The sequence below is a fragment of the Pseudomonas khavaziana genome (assembly GCF_019145205.1).
Classification (GTDB): Bacteria; Pseudomonadota; Gammaproteobacteria; order Pseudomonadales; family Pseudomonadaceae; genus Aquipseudomonas; species Aquipseudomonas khavaziana.
This window is the reverse complement of sequence record NZ_JAHSTT010000012.1, coordinates 84,828-103,143: the sequence shown is the minus strand read 5'-3', so window position 1 is coordinate 103,143 and position 18,316 is coordinate 84,828. Positions and strand designations below refer to the sequence as shown.

Sequence of the window (18,316 nt, the reverse complement as noted above, 5' to 3'; positions counted from 1 at the left end):
GCGCTGTTAAGATCCTTCGCAGGTTCCCGTCAGAAAATCCCATGCCTTTGCCATTGATCTACCACGAAGACTACAGCCCCGAGTTCCCGGCGGACCACCGGTTCCCCATGGACAAGTTTCGCCTGCTGCGCGACCACCTGGTGAACACTGGCTTGACCCAAGACAGCCAATTGCTGCGCCCGCAATTGTGTCCAGCGGATATCCTGGCCTTGGCCCATGAACCTGGGTATATCGAACGCTACATGAGCGGCCAATTGTCCCGCGAAGACCAGCGCCGCCTCGGCCTGCCCTGGAGCGAAGCACTGGCGCGGCGTACCGTGCGTGCGGTAGGCGGCTCGATACTGGCGGCTGAACAAGCCCTCGAACATGGCCTGGCCTGCCATTTGGCCGGCGGCACCCATCACGCCCACTACGATTACCCTGCGGGCTTCTGCATCTTCAATGACCTGGCAGTGATCAGCCATTACCTGCTGGCCAGCGGTCGGGTCAATCGCGTGTTGATCTTCGATTGCGACGTGCACCAGGGCGACGGCACCGCACGCATCCTCCACGACACGCCGGACGCCATCACCGTGTCGCTGCACTGCGAAAAGAACTTTCCGGCGCGTAAGGCCCAGAGTGATTGGGACATCCCGCTGCCCATGGGCATGGGCGATGCCGACTACCTCAAGGTGGTGGAAGACACGCTCAACTACCTGTTGCCGCTCTACCAGCCCGACCTGGTGCTGTACGACGCCGGCGTGGATGTACACAAGGATGACGCCCTCGGTTACCTCAAGCTGACAGACGCAGGCCTCGCCGCCCGTGATGAAAGCGTGATGCGCCACTGCCTGGGTCGCGACATTCCGGTAATGGGCGTGATCGGCGGCGGCTACAGCAAAGACCGCCTGGCCCTGGCCCGCCGCCACGGCATCCTGCACCACAGCGCCCAGCGGGTGTGGTCGTCATCAGGTTGTCATTGAACTATGGGCGTTACCCACAATGCCTGTGGAACGGCCTGTGGATAACTTGAGCGTAAGCGCCTGCAGGCTAGCCGCCGTATGGCCTGTAGGAAAGTGTACGTTTTTTGATCAGGCAGCCGCGCCTTCGTCGGGTAGAATGCTCGGCCTATTCAAGCGACAGTAGCCCTGCCATGCCTCGGACCTCTTCTCACCACGTCACCATTATCGGCGGTGGCCCCGCCGGGCTAATGGCCGCTGAGGTCTTGAGCCAGGCAGGGGTGCGGGTAGACCTGTACGACGGCATGCCCTCGGTGGGGCGCAAATTCCTGCTGGCCGGTGTAGGCGGGATGAACATCACCCACTCCGAGGACTATCCGGCGTTTGTCTCCCGTTACGCCGAACGCGCGCCGCATATGGCGCCGTTGCTGCGGGCGTTCGGAGCCGAAGCGTTGTGCGAATGGATTCATGGCCTGGGCATCGAAACCTTTATCGGCACCTCCGGGCGGGTGTTTCCTACCGACATGAAAGCCGCTCCCCTGCTGCGAGCCTGGCTAAAACGCCTGCGCGATCAGGGCGTGGTTATCCACACACGCCATCGTTGGCTCGGCTGGAATACCGAAGGCGGTTTACTTATCCACAGCCCGGACGGCGACAAAGTTGTCCACAGCGATGCGGTGTTACTGGCCCTGGGCGGCGGCAGTTGGTCGCGCCTGGGCTCTGATGGCGCCTGGCTCAAGCTGCTGGAAGACAAAGGCGTGCCCTATGTGCGCTTGCAACCGAGCAACTGCGGTTTCGACGTATTAGCCTGGAGTGAGTTGCTGGTCAGCAAATTCGCTGGGGCGCCGTTGAAAAACGTCGCCATTGGCCTGCCCGATGACCCGCCTCGCCTGGGTGAATGCGTGATCACCGCCACCGGCATCGAAGGCAGTTTGATTTACGCGTTGTCGGCGCCCATTCGTGAAGCGATCAATCGCAACGGTTCGGCCATGGTGCATATCGACTTGCTGCCGAGCAAGCCGCTGGACAAGGTGCAAGCGGCATTGGCCAAGCCACGGGGCTCGCGGTCGATGAGCAAGCATTTACACAGTCAGTTGGGCTTGGACGGGGTCAAGGCGGCGCTGTTGCGCGAGTTGGCGCCGACTGAACATTTCAATGATCCGGCGCAATTGGCCGTTGATATCAAGGCGCTGCCGCTGACGTTGGTGAAGACGCGGCCAATGGATGAAGCAATCAGTACCGCAGGCGGCGTACCCTTTGAAACATTGGACGAACGACTGATGCTCAAGCAAGTGCCTGGCGTTTTTTGTGCGGGGGAAATGCTCGATTGGGAAGCGCCGACCGGTGGGTATTTGTTAACGGGGTGCTTTGCCAGTGGGTACATGAGCGGACAGGGAATACTGGCATGGCTGGAGGCGTCAGGTGGCTGAACCTGTATTAACTTGAGTTGAAGGCTCGTCCATCAGCCACCTGCTTTAATACTTATAAAAACTGACTTCTCAGCCCGCCATGAATATGACGCTGAAAATTGGTCTGCTGCCTGAATAGATCATTTTCTATCGACTGCGCGGCCCGTTGCAAGGCTAGCAAGGAGGTGGTGAGTTGCTCCACCGCTGAAAGTCGCTCTACGACGTTCTTATTTGAAACGCGGTGTGACGTATTGTCGTCCTTCGCTTTGCTGTCGAGCTCAGGCACCACGAGCTCACTGGGCAACTCTCGCAGTACACCATAAGTTCTACGGGTATTCTCCAACACGTACTTTCCCCCTGGCAAATATGTCTAAACCGCCGAAAAACCTGACAGCCTTTTATGAAAAATCTTTAATTAGCAGCTCAACCATATTTTAGAGCCGTGTAATTTACGTTGAAGTATTTCTCTATAATCTTAATTTGCTGAACTTAAATAGGCTGGGAATCGGGGTACATCTGCTCAAACCCTTCCAGTTCCCTTCGTAAAAACTCGTCACCTTCTGGCAGGGCTGCCGACAGTGCATCTATGTACGTGCGGTGCGCAGCTTCAAGCGCCACGGGTTGATCTTTCAAACTCTCCTGCTCAGCTTTGAAACCGCGACTGAGAGCTAGTCCCTTCTCCTGACTCTTATATTCAACCTCTTTGACAACCTGATTCAGCGGCAAGGTTTCGTGAGCATTTACGCCTACATGATGCTGCTGCAAAGAAGCCAACTCTTTATACAACCTGATTTGGTGCGCATAAGCCTCAGGTTGGGTTTTCTTAATATCGGTCAGCTCTTTCTCCAGCGCGCTGATACGCGCCTCATGACTCCTCTCTGACGCGGCCGCAGTGTCTCTATGCGTTTGCGCTGCGCGCCTCATGTACTGCCCGAATGTTTCCTCTCCCGGCTTGAAGGATAGCGATGCAAAAGAAGCCGCAAATTCCATATCAATTACCTCCACTCAAAGGCTGCTGATTGACGGTCAGTTTCCTGACGCCTACCTGAGTGGTGATCGAGCGTTTCGAGTTCAGTTTTACCACGCGGAAAAAATTTACAAGAAAATTCAATCCGCAGTGGACGGGATTGCCCCGCCCACTCTGTGCGCCAACCCTTATAAAACCTTTACTTCTTCTTGCGCGGCCCGGTATTGAAGACTGGCACCTTGCGCACCGGTTTGATCGAAGGCTCGGCCGGCGCCACTTCGCCACTGTCCACCCACTTGCCCAGGTTGCGCTTGCCGCCACCACCAGACGCCTTGGGTTTCTTCGGCTTTTTCGGTTTCTTCACCACTTGGCCACTGGCATCGGTATCCGGTACACGATGCTCCGGCTCAAAATCCGGCTCCATCTTGCGGGTCAAGGTCTGGCGGGTCAGCATCTCGATGGCCGAGAGCATGTTGACCTCGTCGGCACACACCAGGGAAATCGCCTCACCGGTGTTACCCGCACGACCGGTACGACCGATACGGTGGATGTAGTCCTCGGCCACGATTGGCAGGTCAAAGTTGACCACCAGCGGCAGATCTTCGATATCCAGGCCACGGGCTGCCACGTCGGTGGCGACCAGGATCTGCACCTCGCTGGACTTGAAGCGGTCCAGTGCGCGTTGGCGGGTCGCCTGGGGCTTGTCGCCATGAATGCCGTCGGCGTTGATGCCCAGGCCCTGCAGTTTGTCCACAAGTGCGTCCACGCCGTTGCGGGTCTTGGCGAATACCAGCACCTGCTTCCAGCGACCTTTGCGCATCAGATGCACGAACAGCTCGGCCTTGCGCTTCTTGTCCACTGGCACCACCCACTGCTTGACGGTGTTGGCGGCGACGTTGCGCGGGCTCACTTCGATGCTCAGCGGGTCGTTGAGCATCTGCCCGGCCAGCAGGCGGATGTCATCGGAGAAGGTCGCGGAAAACAGCAAGGTCTGGCGCTTTTTCGGCAGCATGCGATAAATGTTGGCAAGCTCTTCGGAGAAGCCCAGGTCGAGCATGCGGTCGGCTTCGTCGAGCACCAGGGTTTGCAGCTGGTTGAGTTTCAGCGCGTTCTGGCGGAACAGGTCGATCAGCCGGCCAGGGGTGGCGACCAGGATGTCGACGCCCTTGCGCAGCTTCATCATCTGCGGGTTGATGCTCACGCCGCCGTACACCGCGTATGTGGTCAGCGGCAGATGCTGGGCATACTCGGCGACGCTGGCGTGAACCTGCTCGGCCAGTTCGCGGGTCGGGCACAGGATCAGCGCACGCGCTGAGTTGGCGGCGACTTTCGGCCCTTCCATGGTCAGCAATTGCAGCAGCGGCAAGGCGAAGCCTGCGGTCTTGCCGGTGCCGGTCTGGGCCGCAGCCATCAGGTCGCGTCCGGCCAGCACCGCCGGAATGGCTTGCGCCTGCACCGGCGTCGGGGTCTGGTAGCCAAGCGTCTCAAGGGCGCGCAGCAAGGGTTCGATCAGGCCAAGGGTGGCGAAAGTCATGTGTTTACCGTAGGAAAAATTCAGCGCAAAGGCGTAATGCGCGGCAGTTTACCTTATTTCCGCCTTGGGCTTGCGCCACTGGGGCAGGCTGATCAACAGCACGGCGCTGATGATCACCAGCATCGCCAGGGCTTCTTCCAGGCCGATGGTCTCGCCGACGAACACAATCCCCAGCAACACCGCCACTGCCGGGTTCACGTAGGCATAACTGGTCGCCGCCGCCGGGCGCACATGCTTGAGCAGATACATATAAGCGTTGAAGGCGATGATCGAGCCGAACACGGTCAAGTAGGCCAGGGCCAGCCAACCTTCCAGCGGCGGCATGGCCTGCAGGTGCTCGCCGGAGAGCGCGCTGACGATCAGCAGCGCCACGCCGGCCACGAGCATTTCAGCGGCACTGGCCATGGCGCCTTGGGGCAGCGGCAAGTGTCGGCTCCATACCGAACCGAAGGCCCAGGAGGCCGCCGCCACTAGTAGCAAAACCGCACCCAATGGGCTTGATTGCAGGGTACTGCCCATATTGAGCATGGCAATGCCGATAATGCCCAGGATCACCCCGGCCCATTCCAGTCGCGTATTACGTGCGCCCCAGAAAAAGCCACACAGCAGGGTGAACAACGGCACTGTGGCCACGGCCAGTGCCGCCACGCCGGATGACACGCCCATATGTTCGGCCACACTGACGCCGCCATTGCCCACGGTAAGCAACAAAATGCCGATCATTCCGGCCGCCTTCCATTGCGGCCAAGTCGGCGCCGGCACCCCGCGCCACCGGAGGAAGCCATACATCAACACGCCTGCCGTGCAAAACCGAATGCCCGCCAGCAACAGCGGCGGCCAGTACTCCACGCCGATACGGATCACCAGGTAAGTGGAACCCCAGATCACATACAACGCAAAAAAAGCGGCGATCAACGGTAAGGGAAAACGACGTGGGCCAGGCATTGGGCGGCTCTATGGCAGGAGATAGGAGGCCTTATTCTAGAAAGACAGATGGATAAACATAAGTTACAAAACCTGTTTAAACCGCCAATACACTTTTCAAACCATGGTTATCAAGGCTATAACGCTTGCTTTCGAAAGCCACATGCCACTGGAGCCTTACCATGGACAAATACGACCGCATGCTCCTCAGCGCCCTGCTCGAAGACGGCCGTGCGTCCTACGCGCAACTGGCCCGCACGGTAAACCTCTCCGCCCCCGCCGTGGCCGAACGGGTCGCCAAACTGGAAGCCAGCGGCGTGATTACCGGCTACCAGGCCAAAGTGGATTTGTCCAAAGTCGGTTTGCCGATTCAGTGCGTAATTGAACTGCGGCTGACCAATCACGGCAGCCAGAAGGTTTACGACGCTCTGGCGGAAATACCCGAGCTGACCGAATGCCATCGGGTCACCGGCGACCCCTGCGTGATCATGCAAGCGGCGGTGGGCACCATGCCGCAGCTGGAAGACCTGATCAATCGGGTGGCGAAATTCGGGTTCAGCAAAACCTCGATTATTTTATCCAGCGCCATAGAGCGGCGGGTGCCGTTGGGGCAGTTGGAAGCCAATGGGAAAAATGCTGGCTGACCTGCCGCGCACTGTAGGAGCGAGCTTGCTCGCGAAGGACCTGTGGGCGCCGCGGGCATTCAGGACGCCAGCGTCACCGTTGACGTTCTTCGCGAGCAAGCTCGCTCCTACAAAGGGCTTGATCTGCGCTGGACGATCAAATCAACGATCTGCTCGATGGTCGTAATGCGATCCCAATCCTCCTGCGTCGCTTGCAGCTTGAACTGCCACTTGATCTGCATGACAAAGCAGGTCAGGTCATCATCAATGATGTCGTAGTCATGGATGAAATCGGTTTGCTCCGTCACTTCGCTTCGGTCAATAAAACCGATGATATCGACGAACAGCTGGATCACTTTCTCAGCAACTTCGGCTCTGCTCAGATTACCTTCCATTCCTCGCCTCATAGGCACACTTGCCAATACTGACTAGATCAAAGACTGCAAGCCCGGCAGCGACGAAGGGGATGCCTCGCCCGATGATGCCAAATACCCGGACGGTGCCAAACGTTGCCTTTGCCATTCTGGCCATGGTGGGTTGCCTGATCAATGTACGAGGAAAAAAGCGCATGCCGATCAGGCTAGCCAGGTTCGTGGTTTTGCTGGAGCCGACGTGAACCCAAGCACCCACCGCAATTTTGCTTATGGGTATGCCCGCCGCGCCAGTGATCACTGTGGCTGCCGTGAGGCCGTAGTGTTGCTGTGTACATTTCCAGAGTTCATCAAACGTCGTATCCGGCACAGCGGGGTCAGCGTGAATCGGCTTGAGTAACTGGTAATGAGGGCCATGACTCCAACCTGGCGAACTCGGCAACACCATGACTGCCGGGCAGCTTGTCATCGTGTTGCCCACATGAAACGCCATGCTTGAACTGGAACCCAGATCAATGCCATTTGATTCGAGTTCCAACTTGCTTCGCATAATCGCTGTATGAAGATCGCTTTCCTGCATGACTGTAATCCCTGTGCATGAGTGACAGAGGGGATGGTAGGTCGCAGTAAGACGCGATAGAGGAGTAAAGAGGAAAACCAGAAAGGTCCTAGGTCATAGCCGGATTTGGCCTACCGACCATTCAGCGCTCAGGTGAAAGAGACCTCAAAACCTCCGTGTTTCAGTGGCCAGCAAGACCGATCCCTTTCATTTGCGGGACGTTTCCGAGTGAGCATTCGCGCCTTGTTCTGATTAATTCCCACAGATAATCTTCCCCATGTCATCGGCCCTTCGATGACCGGAAGTGCAAGCCGAAATTGACGGAAGGAGTCAGTTAAATATCCTGGAGTTATCAACATGGTCAAAGCTACTTCCGCAGCAACCGACACCCGCGCAGACTTCCTCAGCGAAGACGCCCTGCTCCACCGTCGCGCCATCGACTACTACCTCAAGGCATCCGCCCCGGATGCGCCCATTTTTATCCTGAATGACAACCTGAGCTTCGAAGAGGCCCTGGCCCATGCGGCGGATTTGTTGCATTGCGCGGTGGAGACGGCCCATGGGTCGGGCGAAGTGATGAAGGCGCCGCAGCGGGCGGTGATGCATTTGGTGGAGATGGCGAAGGGGGTGGTGGACCAGGCGTTGGAGTGCGCACAGCCTCGATAGGCGCCGCATAACTAAATGTGGGAGGGGGCTTGCTCCCGATGGCGGTGTGTCAGTCAGCTTGGCTGTATCTGACCCACCGCCATCGGGAGCAAGCCCCCTCCCACATTTGGAGTGTCATTGGTCTTGAAAATGCACTCTGGGTCAGAACCCGCGATGTTTCTTCAGGTGTTCATTGATCTTCGCGGCAGGCACTTTCTGCAAGGTGCATAACAGGTCATGGGACAGTTCGCGCAAACCATGGGTACAGCGCAGTTCCTGGGCCAGGTGGGCGGTCAGGTTGGCGGCCATTTCCGCATCGGCCAGCGCCCGGTGAGCCTGGCCGGTGTGGGGCAGTTTGGCGTAGGTGTTGAGGGTACCGAGCTTGTGGTTGGGTGCGGCCGGCATCAGGCGGCGGGCCAGTAGCAGGGAGCAGGCGAATTTCTGCAGGCGGGTGCGGCGGATCAGGCCCAGTTCAAAGTCCCAGAACTTCTGGTCGAAGGCGGCGTTGTGCGCCATCAATGGCGTAGTGCCGACGAATTCGTTGACTTCGTTCATCACCCGCTCAGCCGGTGGCGCGCTGCGCAGCATGGCGTTGCTGATGCCGGTGAGTTGTTCGATAAAAGCCGGTACGCGCACGCCGGCGTTCATCAGGCTCTGGTAGCGGTCCACGATTTGTCCGCGCTCAAGGATGACGACGCCAATCTCCGTAGCCCGGCAGTGGCTGCTCGGGGTGATGCCGGTGGTTTCAAAGTCGATGACCGCTATACGTTCCAAACCTGTTCCCACTCCGTCTAACAATTTATTTGAGCAGCAACGCGCCTTCGATCGGCACGTAGCGGCTGGCAGCGCGGATCAATGAGTTGGCGGTCAGCCCGGGCACGCCGTAGGCCACGGCTTCAACACCATGCTTGTGAATGACACGGTCGAGCAGCATGTCGAAATCACCGTCACCGGAGGCCAGCACGATTTCGTCGACATGGTCGGCGGCGTCCATGATGTCGATGGTGATGCCCACGTCCCAATCACCCTTGGCCGAACCGTCGCTGCGCTGGATATACGGTTTGAGTTTTACCGTAAAGCCCAGGTTGCGCAGGATCTGTTGGAATTGCTGCTGCTTGCTGTCGCCACGGTCGATGGCGTAGGCATAGGCCTCGACGATCTGCCCGCGGGCGCCGATGTCAGCCCACAGGGCGGCGTAGTTGAAGTGGCAACCATAGGCCTGGCGCACGGTGTAATAGAGGTTTTGTACATCGGCGAACACTGCAATTTTCTTCACCGCACTTCCTCATAGACAGCCAGTCTCATAGACAGCCAGGCGCCAGCGCCCGGAAAGGGCGCCAGTATGCCAGCCAAGGGAGCGTTTCCGGGAAAAAATCAGACCGGAGCGCTGTAGCGCCCCGGGCCTGGCGTGTCAGACGAAGGAATCGTCGTCGCCAAAGGAAGAGGAATCGTCGGAATAATCGCTGTCAGCGAAGCTGTCAGCATTGTTACTGCCCCAACTGTCATTGCCGGCAAACTTCTGGTCATCGTTGCCCCAGTCACCTTGGTCGCTGGCCGGTGCCGGTTGTTCGATGATTTCTTCCACCACCTGCGGCTGCTGGTTGTGATGGAACAGGCTGCTGATGCCTTCGGCAAGCAACACACCACCGGCCACGCCGGCGGCAGTCTTCATCGCGCCGCCGAGAAAACCGCTGCCCACTGGCGCGGCTGCTGGTGCTTGCGGCTGCTGATAGTTCTGCTGCGGTGCAGGTGGGTTGAACGATGGCCGCGCCGGCTCACGCCAGCCGCCACCGGAGTTGCTCGGCGCAGGTTGCGGATCGCGGGAGCTACCGCCAAAGATGCTCGACAGAAACCCACCACCACTGGCCGGCGCCGGTTGCGTCGACTTGGCCCGCTGCAGTTCGTCCTGCAATTGCTGGATCTGTTGCGCCTGCTGCTTGTTTTGCGCATCCAGAGCCTGAAGCGCGTGTTCCTGCACCAGTAACGACTGGGTCATGTAGTACCCGGCAGCCGGTTGGCGAGTCATGTGCTCCTTGATCCGCGCTTCGGCCTGGGCGTCGCGGGGGGCTGAGTCCGTTTCGGCTTGCTGCAACCGTGAAAACAGTCCATCGATCAGGGTTTGCTCTTCGCTGTTCATGGCGACCTCGTTAGATTGCCGATAAAAAATTCTGGTCCCGCCTGTGGTCAGGCCGGGTGCCTTCCAGTTATGGGGATGTTACGAGTTGTTTCAATGGTCTTTACTCAAGGTTTACGTTTGTGCCCCTTGGACCCTGATCGGTTAAAGTGTCGCCCTCTGTTTCCAGGCCTGTGATGACCCTGATGAATCCGTTAGACGTTTTGCGCGACTCTTTGCGTTTTACCCAGCGCAACCTGGGCGCCATCGTGCAGTTGTGCCTGCCGTTGGTGATCCTCGAAGCCCTGCTGCAACAGATACTGGACCACACGCTGGGCCCGGATGCATTTCCCGGCTATAGCGTGGTCGTGGGTTTATTGGTGTACCCGCTGTACACCGGCGCCCTGATCCTGTTTCTCGACGCCCGCACCCGTGGCGAGTCGCCCCGTATCAAAGACGTGTGGGCCATGGCCTTGAGCCTGTGGCCGCGCTTTGCCTTGCTGACGGCCCTGAGCACGTTGTTGATCTTGCTCGGCCTGTCGCTGTATTTCCTGCCGGGCTTGTGGCTGATGGTGGTGCTGGCGTTTGCCGAATACTTGCTGGTGCTGCGCGGCATGCCGGCCCTGGAGGCGATGAAGGAAAGTTTTCGCCTGACCCGCGGGCATTTCTGGCGCATCCTGGTGTGCCTGCTGTGCGTGATGACCCCGTTGTGGCTGTTCAAGGGCGCCAGCGTGGCGGCCTATCCCGAGCCCGCGCCGTGGCTGGGGTTGCTGATGGACAGCGCCCACAGCTTCCTGCAGTTGTTCACCAGCGTGGTGCTGTTCCGTTTATTCATGTTGATCGGTGGCGACGCCGACGCGCGGTGATATGCTCCGTGCCTCTTCTGACACGCACATAAGCCGAGCCGATGACCCGTTTATTGCGCATCACCCTGTTGAGCCTTTTGCTCATCGCCGGCCTGTTGGCGGCGCTGATCTACAGCCTGACCTGGCGCCCTGCCGACAAAGAGACCTTGCCCGTCAGTTGTGTGGCGCCACGCGCCCCTACCCTGCTGCCAGGGCAGGCGCTCAAGGTGATGACCTGGAACGTGCAGTACCTGGCAGGCAAGAACTACGTATTCTGGTACGACACCCCCGACGACAGCGGCCCGGATGACCGCCCCACCGTTGAAGACATGGCGTTCAGCCTCGACGAAGTGGCACGGGTGATCCGCGACGAACAGCCCGACATCCTGCTGTTGCAGGAAGTCGACGAAGGCGCCAAGCCTTCCCACTATCAGGACCAGCTTGCGCTGTTGCAGGAGCGTCTGGTCGACCTCTACCCGTGCAGCGCCCAGGCCTTCGACTGGAAAGCCGACTTTGTGCCCAGCCTGCATATCTTCGGTAGCGTCGGGCGCAAGCTGGCGACACTGAGCCGCTACCAGATCGAACACGCCGAACGCCTGCAACTGCCGGCCGCCGAAACCAACTTCATCAGCCGGCAGTTCCAGCCTAAACCTGCGTTGCTACTGACTTACCTGCCCTTGAGCGATGGCGGCCAACTGGCGGTGCTCAATACACGCCTGGACGGCGGCGCACCTGGCCGCTCGGCAGCGCAACAACAAGTGCAAGCCACGGCCAAGCTGCTGGACAAGTTCGAAGGCCGGGGCACGCCCTGGTTGATCGGCGGGGATTTCAACCTGCTGCCACTGGGCCAATACCTGCGCCTGGACGCGGCTAAGCGTGGGCAGTATGCGCCAGACAGCGAGCTGCACATGCTGTGGGACAAGTACCCGATGATTCCGCGCAACAGCGAATCCAGCGGGATTGATCGTGAAAAATGGCTGACGCACTTCCCTAATGACCCGAGCCTGGACGGGCCGGATCGCACCTTGGATTATCTGTTCTACAGCCCGCGCATCAAGCGGGTGGAGGCGAAGGTGAGGCAAGAGGACACGTTGCGCATTTCCAACCATCTACCAGTCGTTGCCCGCTTCCTGCTGCCTGCTGCGCAATAACCCCACATCATTAATCTTTTGTAGGAGCTGGCTTGCCTGCGATGCCGCGGATGCGGTCTTTCAGTGACACCGCAGCGATGCGATCGCAGGCAAGCCAGCTCCCACATTTGAACTGCATCGCACCTACTTACGCGGTTTGATCCGGGCCGTCGCTTCGGCCACCAATGGGTCATCCGGCCAGTAATATGCTGTATCAAATACCCGCCACACCTTTGACACAGTCATAAGGCCCGCACCGCGGGGCTTTTGGAAAAAATGATGGGAATGCATTGACAGTCAATCGCTACCTGCAGTTTGACGATTTTCGATGAAGTATAAGGCATGTGTTTGACTCCACCTGTATGAAGTGATCACTGCAGGCGCCCGATGTGTTCGACCTTACCAGAGCGGCTGATGACCAGTGAGTACTCCAGTTTGCGAACTCGCTCCCACAGCTTTATATTCTGAGCGAGTACCTTGTCGCGTTGGATCTGAGCGATTTCTAACTCTTTTCTTAGCACTGCTAACTGACGCTCTATCTGCCGGACTTGTCTACCATTGGTTGACGTCCCTTTGCTGGCCTGTGCCCGCACAGCCTCAATCTTGGCAAGCAGCGGTAAATGCGACTTGCGAGACCTCTTTAAGTACCCGCGGTCAAATCCAGCCTCCAGACTAACAATGCTAGCAGTAAGTTTTGAAAGATCTAGGCCCACATGGCCGGCAACAATAGGTTTTCCGTCAAGAAGACGTTGAATGGCCTCCTCGCAAGCGCCCAACCCTGTGTTGGAAATATGATCATTTTTCAATGCTACAACTCCACTGTCTCAATGTGCCTTGCCTTGAATACCATCATAAGCTCCAAGTCGCCCTTTAAGATTTGGAATTCGGCAGAATTTTTAGCGTAATTTTTTATTTCGCTTGTCGCGTCTTCAATAGCCGCATCTAGCATTGAGGGTTTAATAACCGACGCATCACAAGACAGGCACTCGGTATACTCACCCAGCAGTAAGGCATCGCAACGGCCAGCCTTGGTACAACCTCCTAGAATGGTGGACCGATAGCTAATCGCACCATTTTTCACTCGCTTTTCAGTATCGCTACGGAGGTCTTCAATATGAATCTCACCATCGCTGATCCGTTTCTTTTGCTTTTCCATATACGAGCCAGTTCCCCCGAACAGCGGCTCCTCCGTGAACAAAAGATCTGAGATTAGCTGATTGGCCACAGCCATCGGCATAGCCATCTGGTACTCGAAAGCGAAGTGATTATGCGGCAGCAAGAACTCTTTCATCTTCTCATCATAATAGCCAAAGACCGTCCGCAAATTCTCAAAATTATTAGCATAATAGCGTGCCATTTGAATAGTCATGTGCTTAAACTGCGTCCGCAAGGTAGGCAACGAAAGAAAGCCGCTACTGCTACCATAAAACGCCAACGAGCGCCGAAACTGATGTGTCGTCAATGGCCAAGGCTGACCAATTGCGAACCCAGGATCATTCTGAAAATCTCGATTAGGGTCGCTTTGGGCCAGTTCCTGAAAGTCCTCAGCTTGAATCAGCATTGTTCGCAAAACACTTCCTTGAGTGGCTCTTGCAGTAAAGCTTGTAACACCAACTTCGGCTTTGCTTTGTGTAAAACTTAAGATTGAAGGATTAAGAAATAATGGGCACCTATCATCCAAAGGAATATTGTAAAGTTTGGCGAGGCCACGGCATATCGCTTTAGCAATAGCAATAGCCCTTACGACCTCACCTGGCGCCAACCAAACGCTTTCCTTCTTGTAGCCCGAAAATTTAGTAGTGGTTGATAGCACATCGACCAACTGCGCTTTATCGCGCCTAATGTCTAGGTCGTCGACAACTGCCGCACGTACGACTTGATCGGACAAGCAGAGATATGACATCCGCATGACCTCCTGATCCCGCATACCAGTGTAGAGATGAACAACTGTTGCCAACGCATACTGCATCTTGAGCAAAGCTGTTTGCAGATGCCTCTTACTAGTACACTCATACTCACCGGAAAAAACCTCGTGCAGATCATGATCCTTGAGCACTTGAGCCATGTCGGGCTGGAAATCCGCAGTGTATCCCAAGTCTCGTTTTTGCCTTGAATGCGTTCGACCGTAGTGCTTATTGGTAAAGCACCCTAAAAATGCCTCGACACGATCGGCTCCAGGATGAATCTGATCGACTAGGTCGCCCGTGATATTTATCAGATTTAAGTATAGTCGCGTCGGTATGACTGGATGCTGCTTTGAATCCGGAGCCTTACTTCCAAATGTAATCGGATTTAGTACGGCGTATCCAAGTCGATCTGCACCCACGTATATCAAGGCACGCAATATACCATTTAGTACCTTTCCCACCGGATTCTGATCACGGATAAAGGCTGCAAAATAAACCGGTACAGTAAACAACTGCTTTAAAGTCAGCACACCCACCAAGGGCTTCTGTCTTTGCGCATAGCAAAATTTCATGGCCATCCGCAGCACCATCCAATATTGAGCTAGCGTAGACGCGCTCAGCGAACCGCGCCGGCCACCACCCGCAAAGTAAATAAGGCAATAAAGTACATATTTGACTTCCTCGATCAGTTCTTGCTGCTCTATACCTCCCTGTTCAAAAATTGCCTGAAAGTAAATTTTGTTTATTTTTCTCGCACTAAGCCTGTATGGATTAAAGTCCCAAACTATTTCACCATATACCGCCGTAGAATTACCTTCCTCGTCGCGGCAAAGGATGAAATCGGGAGAGGGCTTTGCATACATTTGAAGGGCGCTATCTGGTTCGCTTACGTCAGAAAAGTGGCCACTGGCAAAGAGACTCCCTACAGACCGGATAACAGCGCTCAAAATACCACTCCTAATGTTTCATAACGGCTCATTCGCTTCTCCCAAAACACCGTAAGCTCACCATACTCAAAAACTTTTTCTCTGACCTTTGTGACCGCCTCTTTCGCCAAATCCGAGCGTTCATAGAGTGAGTCGATAACAAACTCTATTCGAATGGACAGATCCTTATATAACGCTTCAGCATGCGCACTGTCAGGAGCTGCGCTGCGGACAGAATTAATCACATACTGCAAGCTCATCAACTTGTGCAGATCCTCCTCATCGCTGTGACAGATATAGTGTTCACAATATAGACAACCATATTGAGTGCGGCAGTTCAGCTCGATAAAAGCTCCAGCCCCAGCTACAGCTGTCGGCTGGTTAAATTCAGCACAGTGGCCCGCGGCTGTCGCGATCTCGCCTTCTATTCGGCTTTGACTGCGTTCACGCACGACATTGGCGGCATGCCGGATGGATTGCCAATATTGCCCGATCTCTGCTGCCTGCTGCTCGGGCGTGGCATCTGCATAGGTCGACAAATTTACAGCCTGGCTGTGATTCAAAGATTTCGCTATCGTCGAAGGCGAAATGCGGGCCGTGTGCATCCCATTACTCTTATGCTTGCGCATTTTGCGTGCCGAGATTCTCGGCACTGTCGGGTCAAGAAATACGCCACTAATAGAAACATGAAATTTGCTCACGATCTGTGTTGCTGATATTTCGTTGGGGCTTGGTGTATGGCATTTAAGCGTAGAGTCATAAGGACATGGGAAGAACAACTTATCATGCGACGAGCCGTTCAAAATCCACTCACGAAGTTTGAGGTACTCCCTCAGAAGCGGTAAACCAGTATTCCGACCAATATTGTATAAGGTTGTCTTCCCCCCAGCGCGAAACTTTACAGCCGACAATTCTTTCTTGAGGGGGGATTTTTCTACTTCTAGGGCTTCCTCGTAAGTGAATTGAGACAGTTCGGTCGGCGAGGCTCCCGTAATCAGCAAGAAGAGGCACGTGTAAGCTCTGGCAGCGAGAATCGCCACATACAGCCTGTGCCAGTGACGCTCATCGGCGTTTGACGAGTCAAAACTAGCCTGAGCATCTGCCAGATCACTCGTTATCTGACTTCTAGCCGGAGGTATTCGTCCACGTCCGGCGCACGCTGCAATATACTCTTCGACCGTCGCAATTCGGCGCTCACCAGAATTATATGAAAGTGGCGATTCTTTAAATGGACCAACAGAGCCATGAAATGACGGAAACATAACGACTTGATAGTCGCTGACTTTAACTATACAAGGGTATGGTAAATTGGTTAAAGCGAAAACTCCGCACTGTTGCGCTATTGCTAAGCAGACATCTCTGTACATTTCAACATGATCTGCGCTAGCCCCCGACGACCCTCTATCCGGAATTATTCTGACTGCGCCTGCCAGGATATGATGAGCCTTTTCTGGAAAGAGCAACTCCATTACCCTCGCCGCGTTATTTTGGTACTGAGCAGCGGTAGTGGGCTTCCAAAGTTGGATGGCTATCTGACGCTTTAGGTCTGCAGTATAGTCCCGGTACACTTGCTGTGCATGCGCCTCATTTGTAAAAGCTTCTTCATAGCCGTGAGCATCTACCCAGTCGACAAAACGCTTAAAACCACTAAAAAACAAAAGCACTGACGCGTCACGAAGCCCAACAAAGGACTTTAAAAGCCTTACTATAAGTTCACGGCGAGCACTAACAAACGAACCTACTACAACGGGTGTGCCACGATCATCAAAGGCGTTGTCATTTCTACGCCTAACTGAGTAGGCTAAACTACCAACATCCAATGGTTTTTTAATTACTTTGAGGGACAGTTGCAAGCGCAGGCGCTCTGGTTCGGGACACTCGAGACTCAACTCACGCATCGTAATAACTTGCGTGCCGACTCTATACTCAAAGTTCTGCTGACTATTGATTTTCCGCCTCCACATTCAGCACTTCGTAACTACCGTTAAAAAGTTTATTTTCCCATATCTCTTGGGCGATTACCTTTTCATGAGTCATCTTGAACAATTTCAGGTAATTTTCGGTTGTGAGCCTTGACTCATGATGCATGCGGCTTTGGATGAAATCGATGTCATCACCCGGCTTAAAGCTGCCTTCTTTAATCAAAGGTTGCAAGCGTTGGTAGAGTTGATAGGCGAATGTCGCGCGCAACCAGTGATATGAGAAGTCTTTAGGAAATATGCTAGATGCCTTGAGTATCAACTTCCGCTTGATCGTATCTGTCACCTGCCCTGCCTGAGGCGACTTTATAATTGGATAGCGTGGATCACTGGATGCCATGTAATAGCTATTTCCTTGATCGGAGAGAAACAGATACATATCCTCCTCACCCATCATCAGCCCTGGAAAGTTAGCGTCTAATTTAAGACGGAATTTCTCACGTCGTTTCTTCATGATTGAGCTACGAGAAAAGGCGACAAGTTCGTCAGCAAGCTGCTTCGGAAAATACAGTATCTGCGCCTTATCGTATTTAGTATCCATGCCTGTACGCGGGCCGGCATGTAACTTATAGGACCCGTCTTGCCCCAGCCGGTCGTCCCTAAATTGTGCCAAATGCTTCAATCGTATAGTCAAGACGGTTTGTTTACGTGCCCCCGTCATCAGCGAGGTCAGTAGGATCAAGCGCTCAGTAGTAGACCAATCTCTTTCAACTCTGATTGTTTTTAGAAAAGCACCCAGCTCAAGGTTGGAAAGTGGCCGAAGATCTTCACCGTCTTCACGCACGAAGCCCAATGGTACTGAGCTAACTGATGGGGCTCGCCGCGTTTGGCTTCGCTTTTCTACATCGATTAACTTTCCGCCCTTACGAGTCTCCACGAAGATGCGCACTTGCTTTACGGTATCGACGCGTTTCATATCTAGAGCGTGCCAATTTTCGGATACGTACTTATAAAAGTGATAGATAGCGGCGGTATACTGATTGATGACCTGATTGCTGCGCGCGCCTTCGTTGATTAGGTGTGCAAAGTATTTGTATGTTGGACGAAGTGTAGGCCGAGCGCCGGAAAAGTCTAACCAATCCAGAGCGTTGCTTTCACAGAACTTGAGAAAATCGAGCAGTTTGCTTGCACGGCGCCGAATGTCATCAGTTCGCACGTTTGCGGACACTCCATCGCGTATGACACTCATCAAATAATCATTCGCTTCGTGCCAAGGATCACCACTCGAATGAAATAAGTAAGGAAAATTGAATAGGTCAGGCTTATCTCCGCCGCCGACTTCACCGAGCTGGAAAACAGCCAAAGAACTTTCCCCTTCGAGGGCCAGAGCAGTCGAACCAGGAGGTGCTTCGTGGACGTGCAGGCTGGCGAAGGCATCGCGCAGGCTCGGGATCAGAACAAGACGGCCTTCTTGATGCGAATTGGTGTAGGTCATGACTCATCTCT

The 18,316-nt window shown here is 55.2% G+C and carries 19 protein-coding genes; 6 read left to right on the top strand and 13 right to left on the bottom strand.

Annotated elements, in window-relative coordinates; all coding sequences use genetic code 11:
- Nucleotides 1–41: 41 nt before the first annotated feature.
- Nucleotides 42–962, top strand: a complete 921-nt coding sequence (locus KVH01_RS23750; protein ID WP_217883124.1) for a histone deacetylase family protein — start codon at nt 42–44, stop codon at nt 960–962.
- Nucleotides 963–1,132: 170 nt separating this feature from the next.
- Nucleotides 1,133–2,368 (top strand): TIGR03862 family flavoprotein, encoded by a 1,236-nt coding sequence (locus KVH01_RS23745; protein ID WP_217883123.1) that lies wholly within the window; start codon nt 1,133–1,135, stop codon nt 2,366–2,368.
- A 52-nt stretch (nt 2,369–2,420) separates the two neighbouring features.
- Here KVH01_RS23745 and KVH01_RS23740 read toward each other — a convergent pair whose 3' ends face one another.
- From KVH01_RS23740 to yedA, 4 genes are all read right to left on the bottom strand, one after another.
- Nucleotides 2,421–2,693 carry a hypothetical protein gene (locus tag KVH01_RS23740; RefSeq protein WP_217883122.1) on the bottom strand — a complete coding sequence of 91 codons (273 nt, stop codon included), beginning with the start codon at nt 2,691–2,693 and terminating at the stop codon, nt 2,421–2,423.
- 143 nt (nt 2,694–2,836) lie between these two features.
- Complete coding sequence (locus KVH01_RS23735; protein ID WP_217883121.1) at nt 2,837–3,337, bottom strand: hypothetical protein; 501 nt, start codon at nt 3,335–3,337, stop codon at nt 2,837–2,839.
- A gap of 176 nt (nt 3,338–3,513) precedes the next feature.
- Nucleotides 3,514–4,848, bottom strand: a complete 1,335-nt coding sequence (locus KVH01_RS23730) for a DEAD/DEAH box helicase (RefSeq protein WP_217883120.1) — start codon at nt 4,846–4,848, stop codon at nt 3,514–3,516.
- Between the two features lie 48 nt (nt 4,849–4,896).
- Complete coding sequence (gene yedA, locus KVH01_RS23725; RefSeq protein WP_046069637.1) at nt 4,897–5,793, bottom strand: drug/metabolite exporter YedA; 897 nt, start codon at nt 5,791–5,793, stop codon at nt 4,897–4,899.
- A gap of 161 nt (nt 5,794–5,954) precedes the next feature.
- Here yedA and KVH01_RS23720 point away from each other — a divergent pair, with 161 nt between their 5' ends.
- A complete protein-coding gene (locus KVH01_RS23720) occupies nt 5,955–6,416 on the top strand; it encodes an Lrp/AsnC family transcriptional regulator (RefSeq protein WP_043050670.1) in 462 nt (153 codons plus the stop codon).
- Nucleotides 6,417–6,523: 107 nt separating this feature from the next.
- Here the strand turns inward: KVH01_RS23720 and KVH01_RS23715 are convergent, their stop codons facing one another.
- Nucleotides 6,524–6,790 (bottom strand): hypothetical protein, encoded by a 267-nt coding sequence (locus tag KVH01_RS23715; protein WP_043050669.1) that lies wholly within the window; start codon nt 6,788–6,790, stop codon nt 6,524–6,526.
- Nucleotides 6,780–7,346 carry a hypothetical protein gene (locus tag KVH01_RS23710; protein WP_032873225.1) on the bottom strand — a complete coding sequence of 189 codons (567 nt, stop codon included), beginning with the start codon at nt 7,344–7,346 and terminating at the stop codon, nt 6,780–6,782. The genes KVH01_RS23715 and KVH01_RS23710 overlap by 11 nt, the downstream gene beginning before the upstream one ends.
- A 336-nt stretch (nt 7,347–7,682) precedes the next feature.
- On the opposite strand from KVH01_RS23710, the gene KVH01_RS23705 reads away from it, so the two are divergent.
- Entirely contained in the window at nt 7,683–7,991 is a 309-nt protein-coding gene (locus KVH01_RS23705) for a DUF6124 family protein (RefSeq protein WP_217883119.1), read from the top strand.
- Between the two features lie 141 nt (nt 7,992–8,132).
- Here KVH01_RS23705 and KVH01_RS23700 read toward each other — a convergent pair whose 3' ends face one another.
- From KVH01_RS23700 to KVH01_RS23690, 3 genes are all read right to left on the bottom strand, one after another.
- The gene (locus tag KVH01_RS23700) at nt 8,133–8,744 is read right to left on the bottom strand and encodes a 3'-5' exonuclease (RefSeq protein WP_217883118.1); all 612 of its coding nucleotides are present in this window, start codon (nt 8,742–8,744) and stop codon (nt 8,133–8,135) included.
- 25 nt (nt 8,745–8,769) lie between these two features.
- Entirely contained in the window at nt 8,770–9,246 is a 477-nt protein-coding gene (locus KVH01_RS23695) for a LabA-like NYN domain-containing protein (RefSeq protein ID WP_043050665.1), read from the bottom strand.
- Nucleotides 9,247–9,381: 135 nt separating this feature from the next.
- Nucleotides 9,382–10,107, bottom strand: coding sequence for a DUF2076 domain-containing protein (locus tag KVH01_RS23690; RefSeq protein WP_043050664.1), 726 nt, complete (start codon nt 10,105–10,107; stop codon nt 9,382–9,384).
- A gap of 182 nt (nt 10,108–10,289) precedes the next feature.
- Between KVH01_RS23690 and KVH01_RS23685 the strand changes: the two genes are divergently transcribed.
- Nucleotides 10,290–10,949: a YciC family protein gene (locus KVH01_RS23685; RefSeq protein ID WP_217883117.1), complete on the top strand. Its 660-nt coding sequence runs from the start codon at nt 10,290–10,292 to the stop codon at nt 10,947–10,949.
- Nucleotides 10,950–10,990: 41 nt separating this feature from the next.
- Nucleotides 10,991–12,079 (top strand): endonuclease/exonuclease/phosphatase family protein, encoded by a 1,089-nt coding sequence (locus KVH01_RS23680; RefSeq protein ID WP_217883116.1) that lies wholly within the window; start codon nt 10,991–10,993, stop codon nt 12,077–12,079.
- A 350-nt stretch (nt 12,080–12,429) separates the two neighbouring features.
- On the opposite strand, the gene KVH01_RS23675 is transcribed toward KVH01_RS23680, so the two are convergent.
- The 4 genes from KVH01_RS23675 to KVH01_RS23660 are packed head-to-tail and all read right to left on the bottom strand — an operon-like array spanning nt 12,430 to nt 18,305.
- On the bottom strand, nt 12,430–12,864 hold the full coding sequence (locus tag KVH01_RS23675; protein ID WP_217883115.1) for a hypothetical protein: 435 nt from the start codon (nt 12,862–12,864) through the stop codon (nt 12,430–12,432).
- A gap of 2 nt (nt 12,865–12,866) precedes the next feature.
- Nucleotides 12,867–14,912, bottom strand: coding sequence for an integrase (locus tag KVH01_RS23670; RefSeq protein ID WP_217883114.1), 2,046 nt, complete (start codon nt 14,910–14,912; stop codon nt 12,867–12,869).
- Entirely contained in the window at nt 14,909–16,789 is a 1,881-nt protein-coding gene (locus KVH01_RS23665) for a hypothetical protein (protein WP_225924337.1), read from the bottom strand. Before KVH01_RS23665 ends, KVH01_RS23670 begins: the two co-directional genes overlap by 4 nt.
- 43 nt (nt 16,790–16,832) lie before the next feature.
- Nucleotides 16,833–18,305 (bottom strand): site-specific integrase, encoded by a 1,473-nt coding sequence (locus KVH01_RS23660; protein WP_217883113.1) that lies wholly within the window; start codon nt 18,303–18,305, stop codon nt 16,833–16,835.
- Nucleotides 18,306–18,316 lie beyond the last annotated feature (11 nt).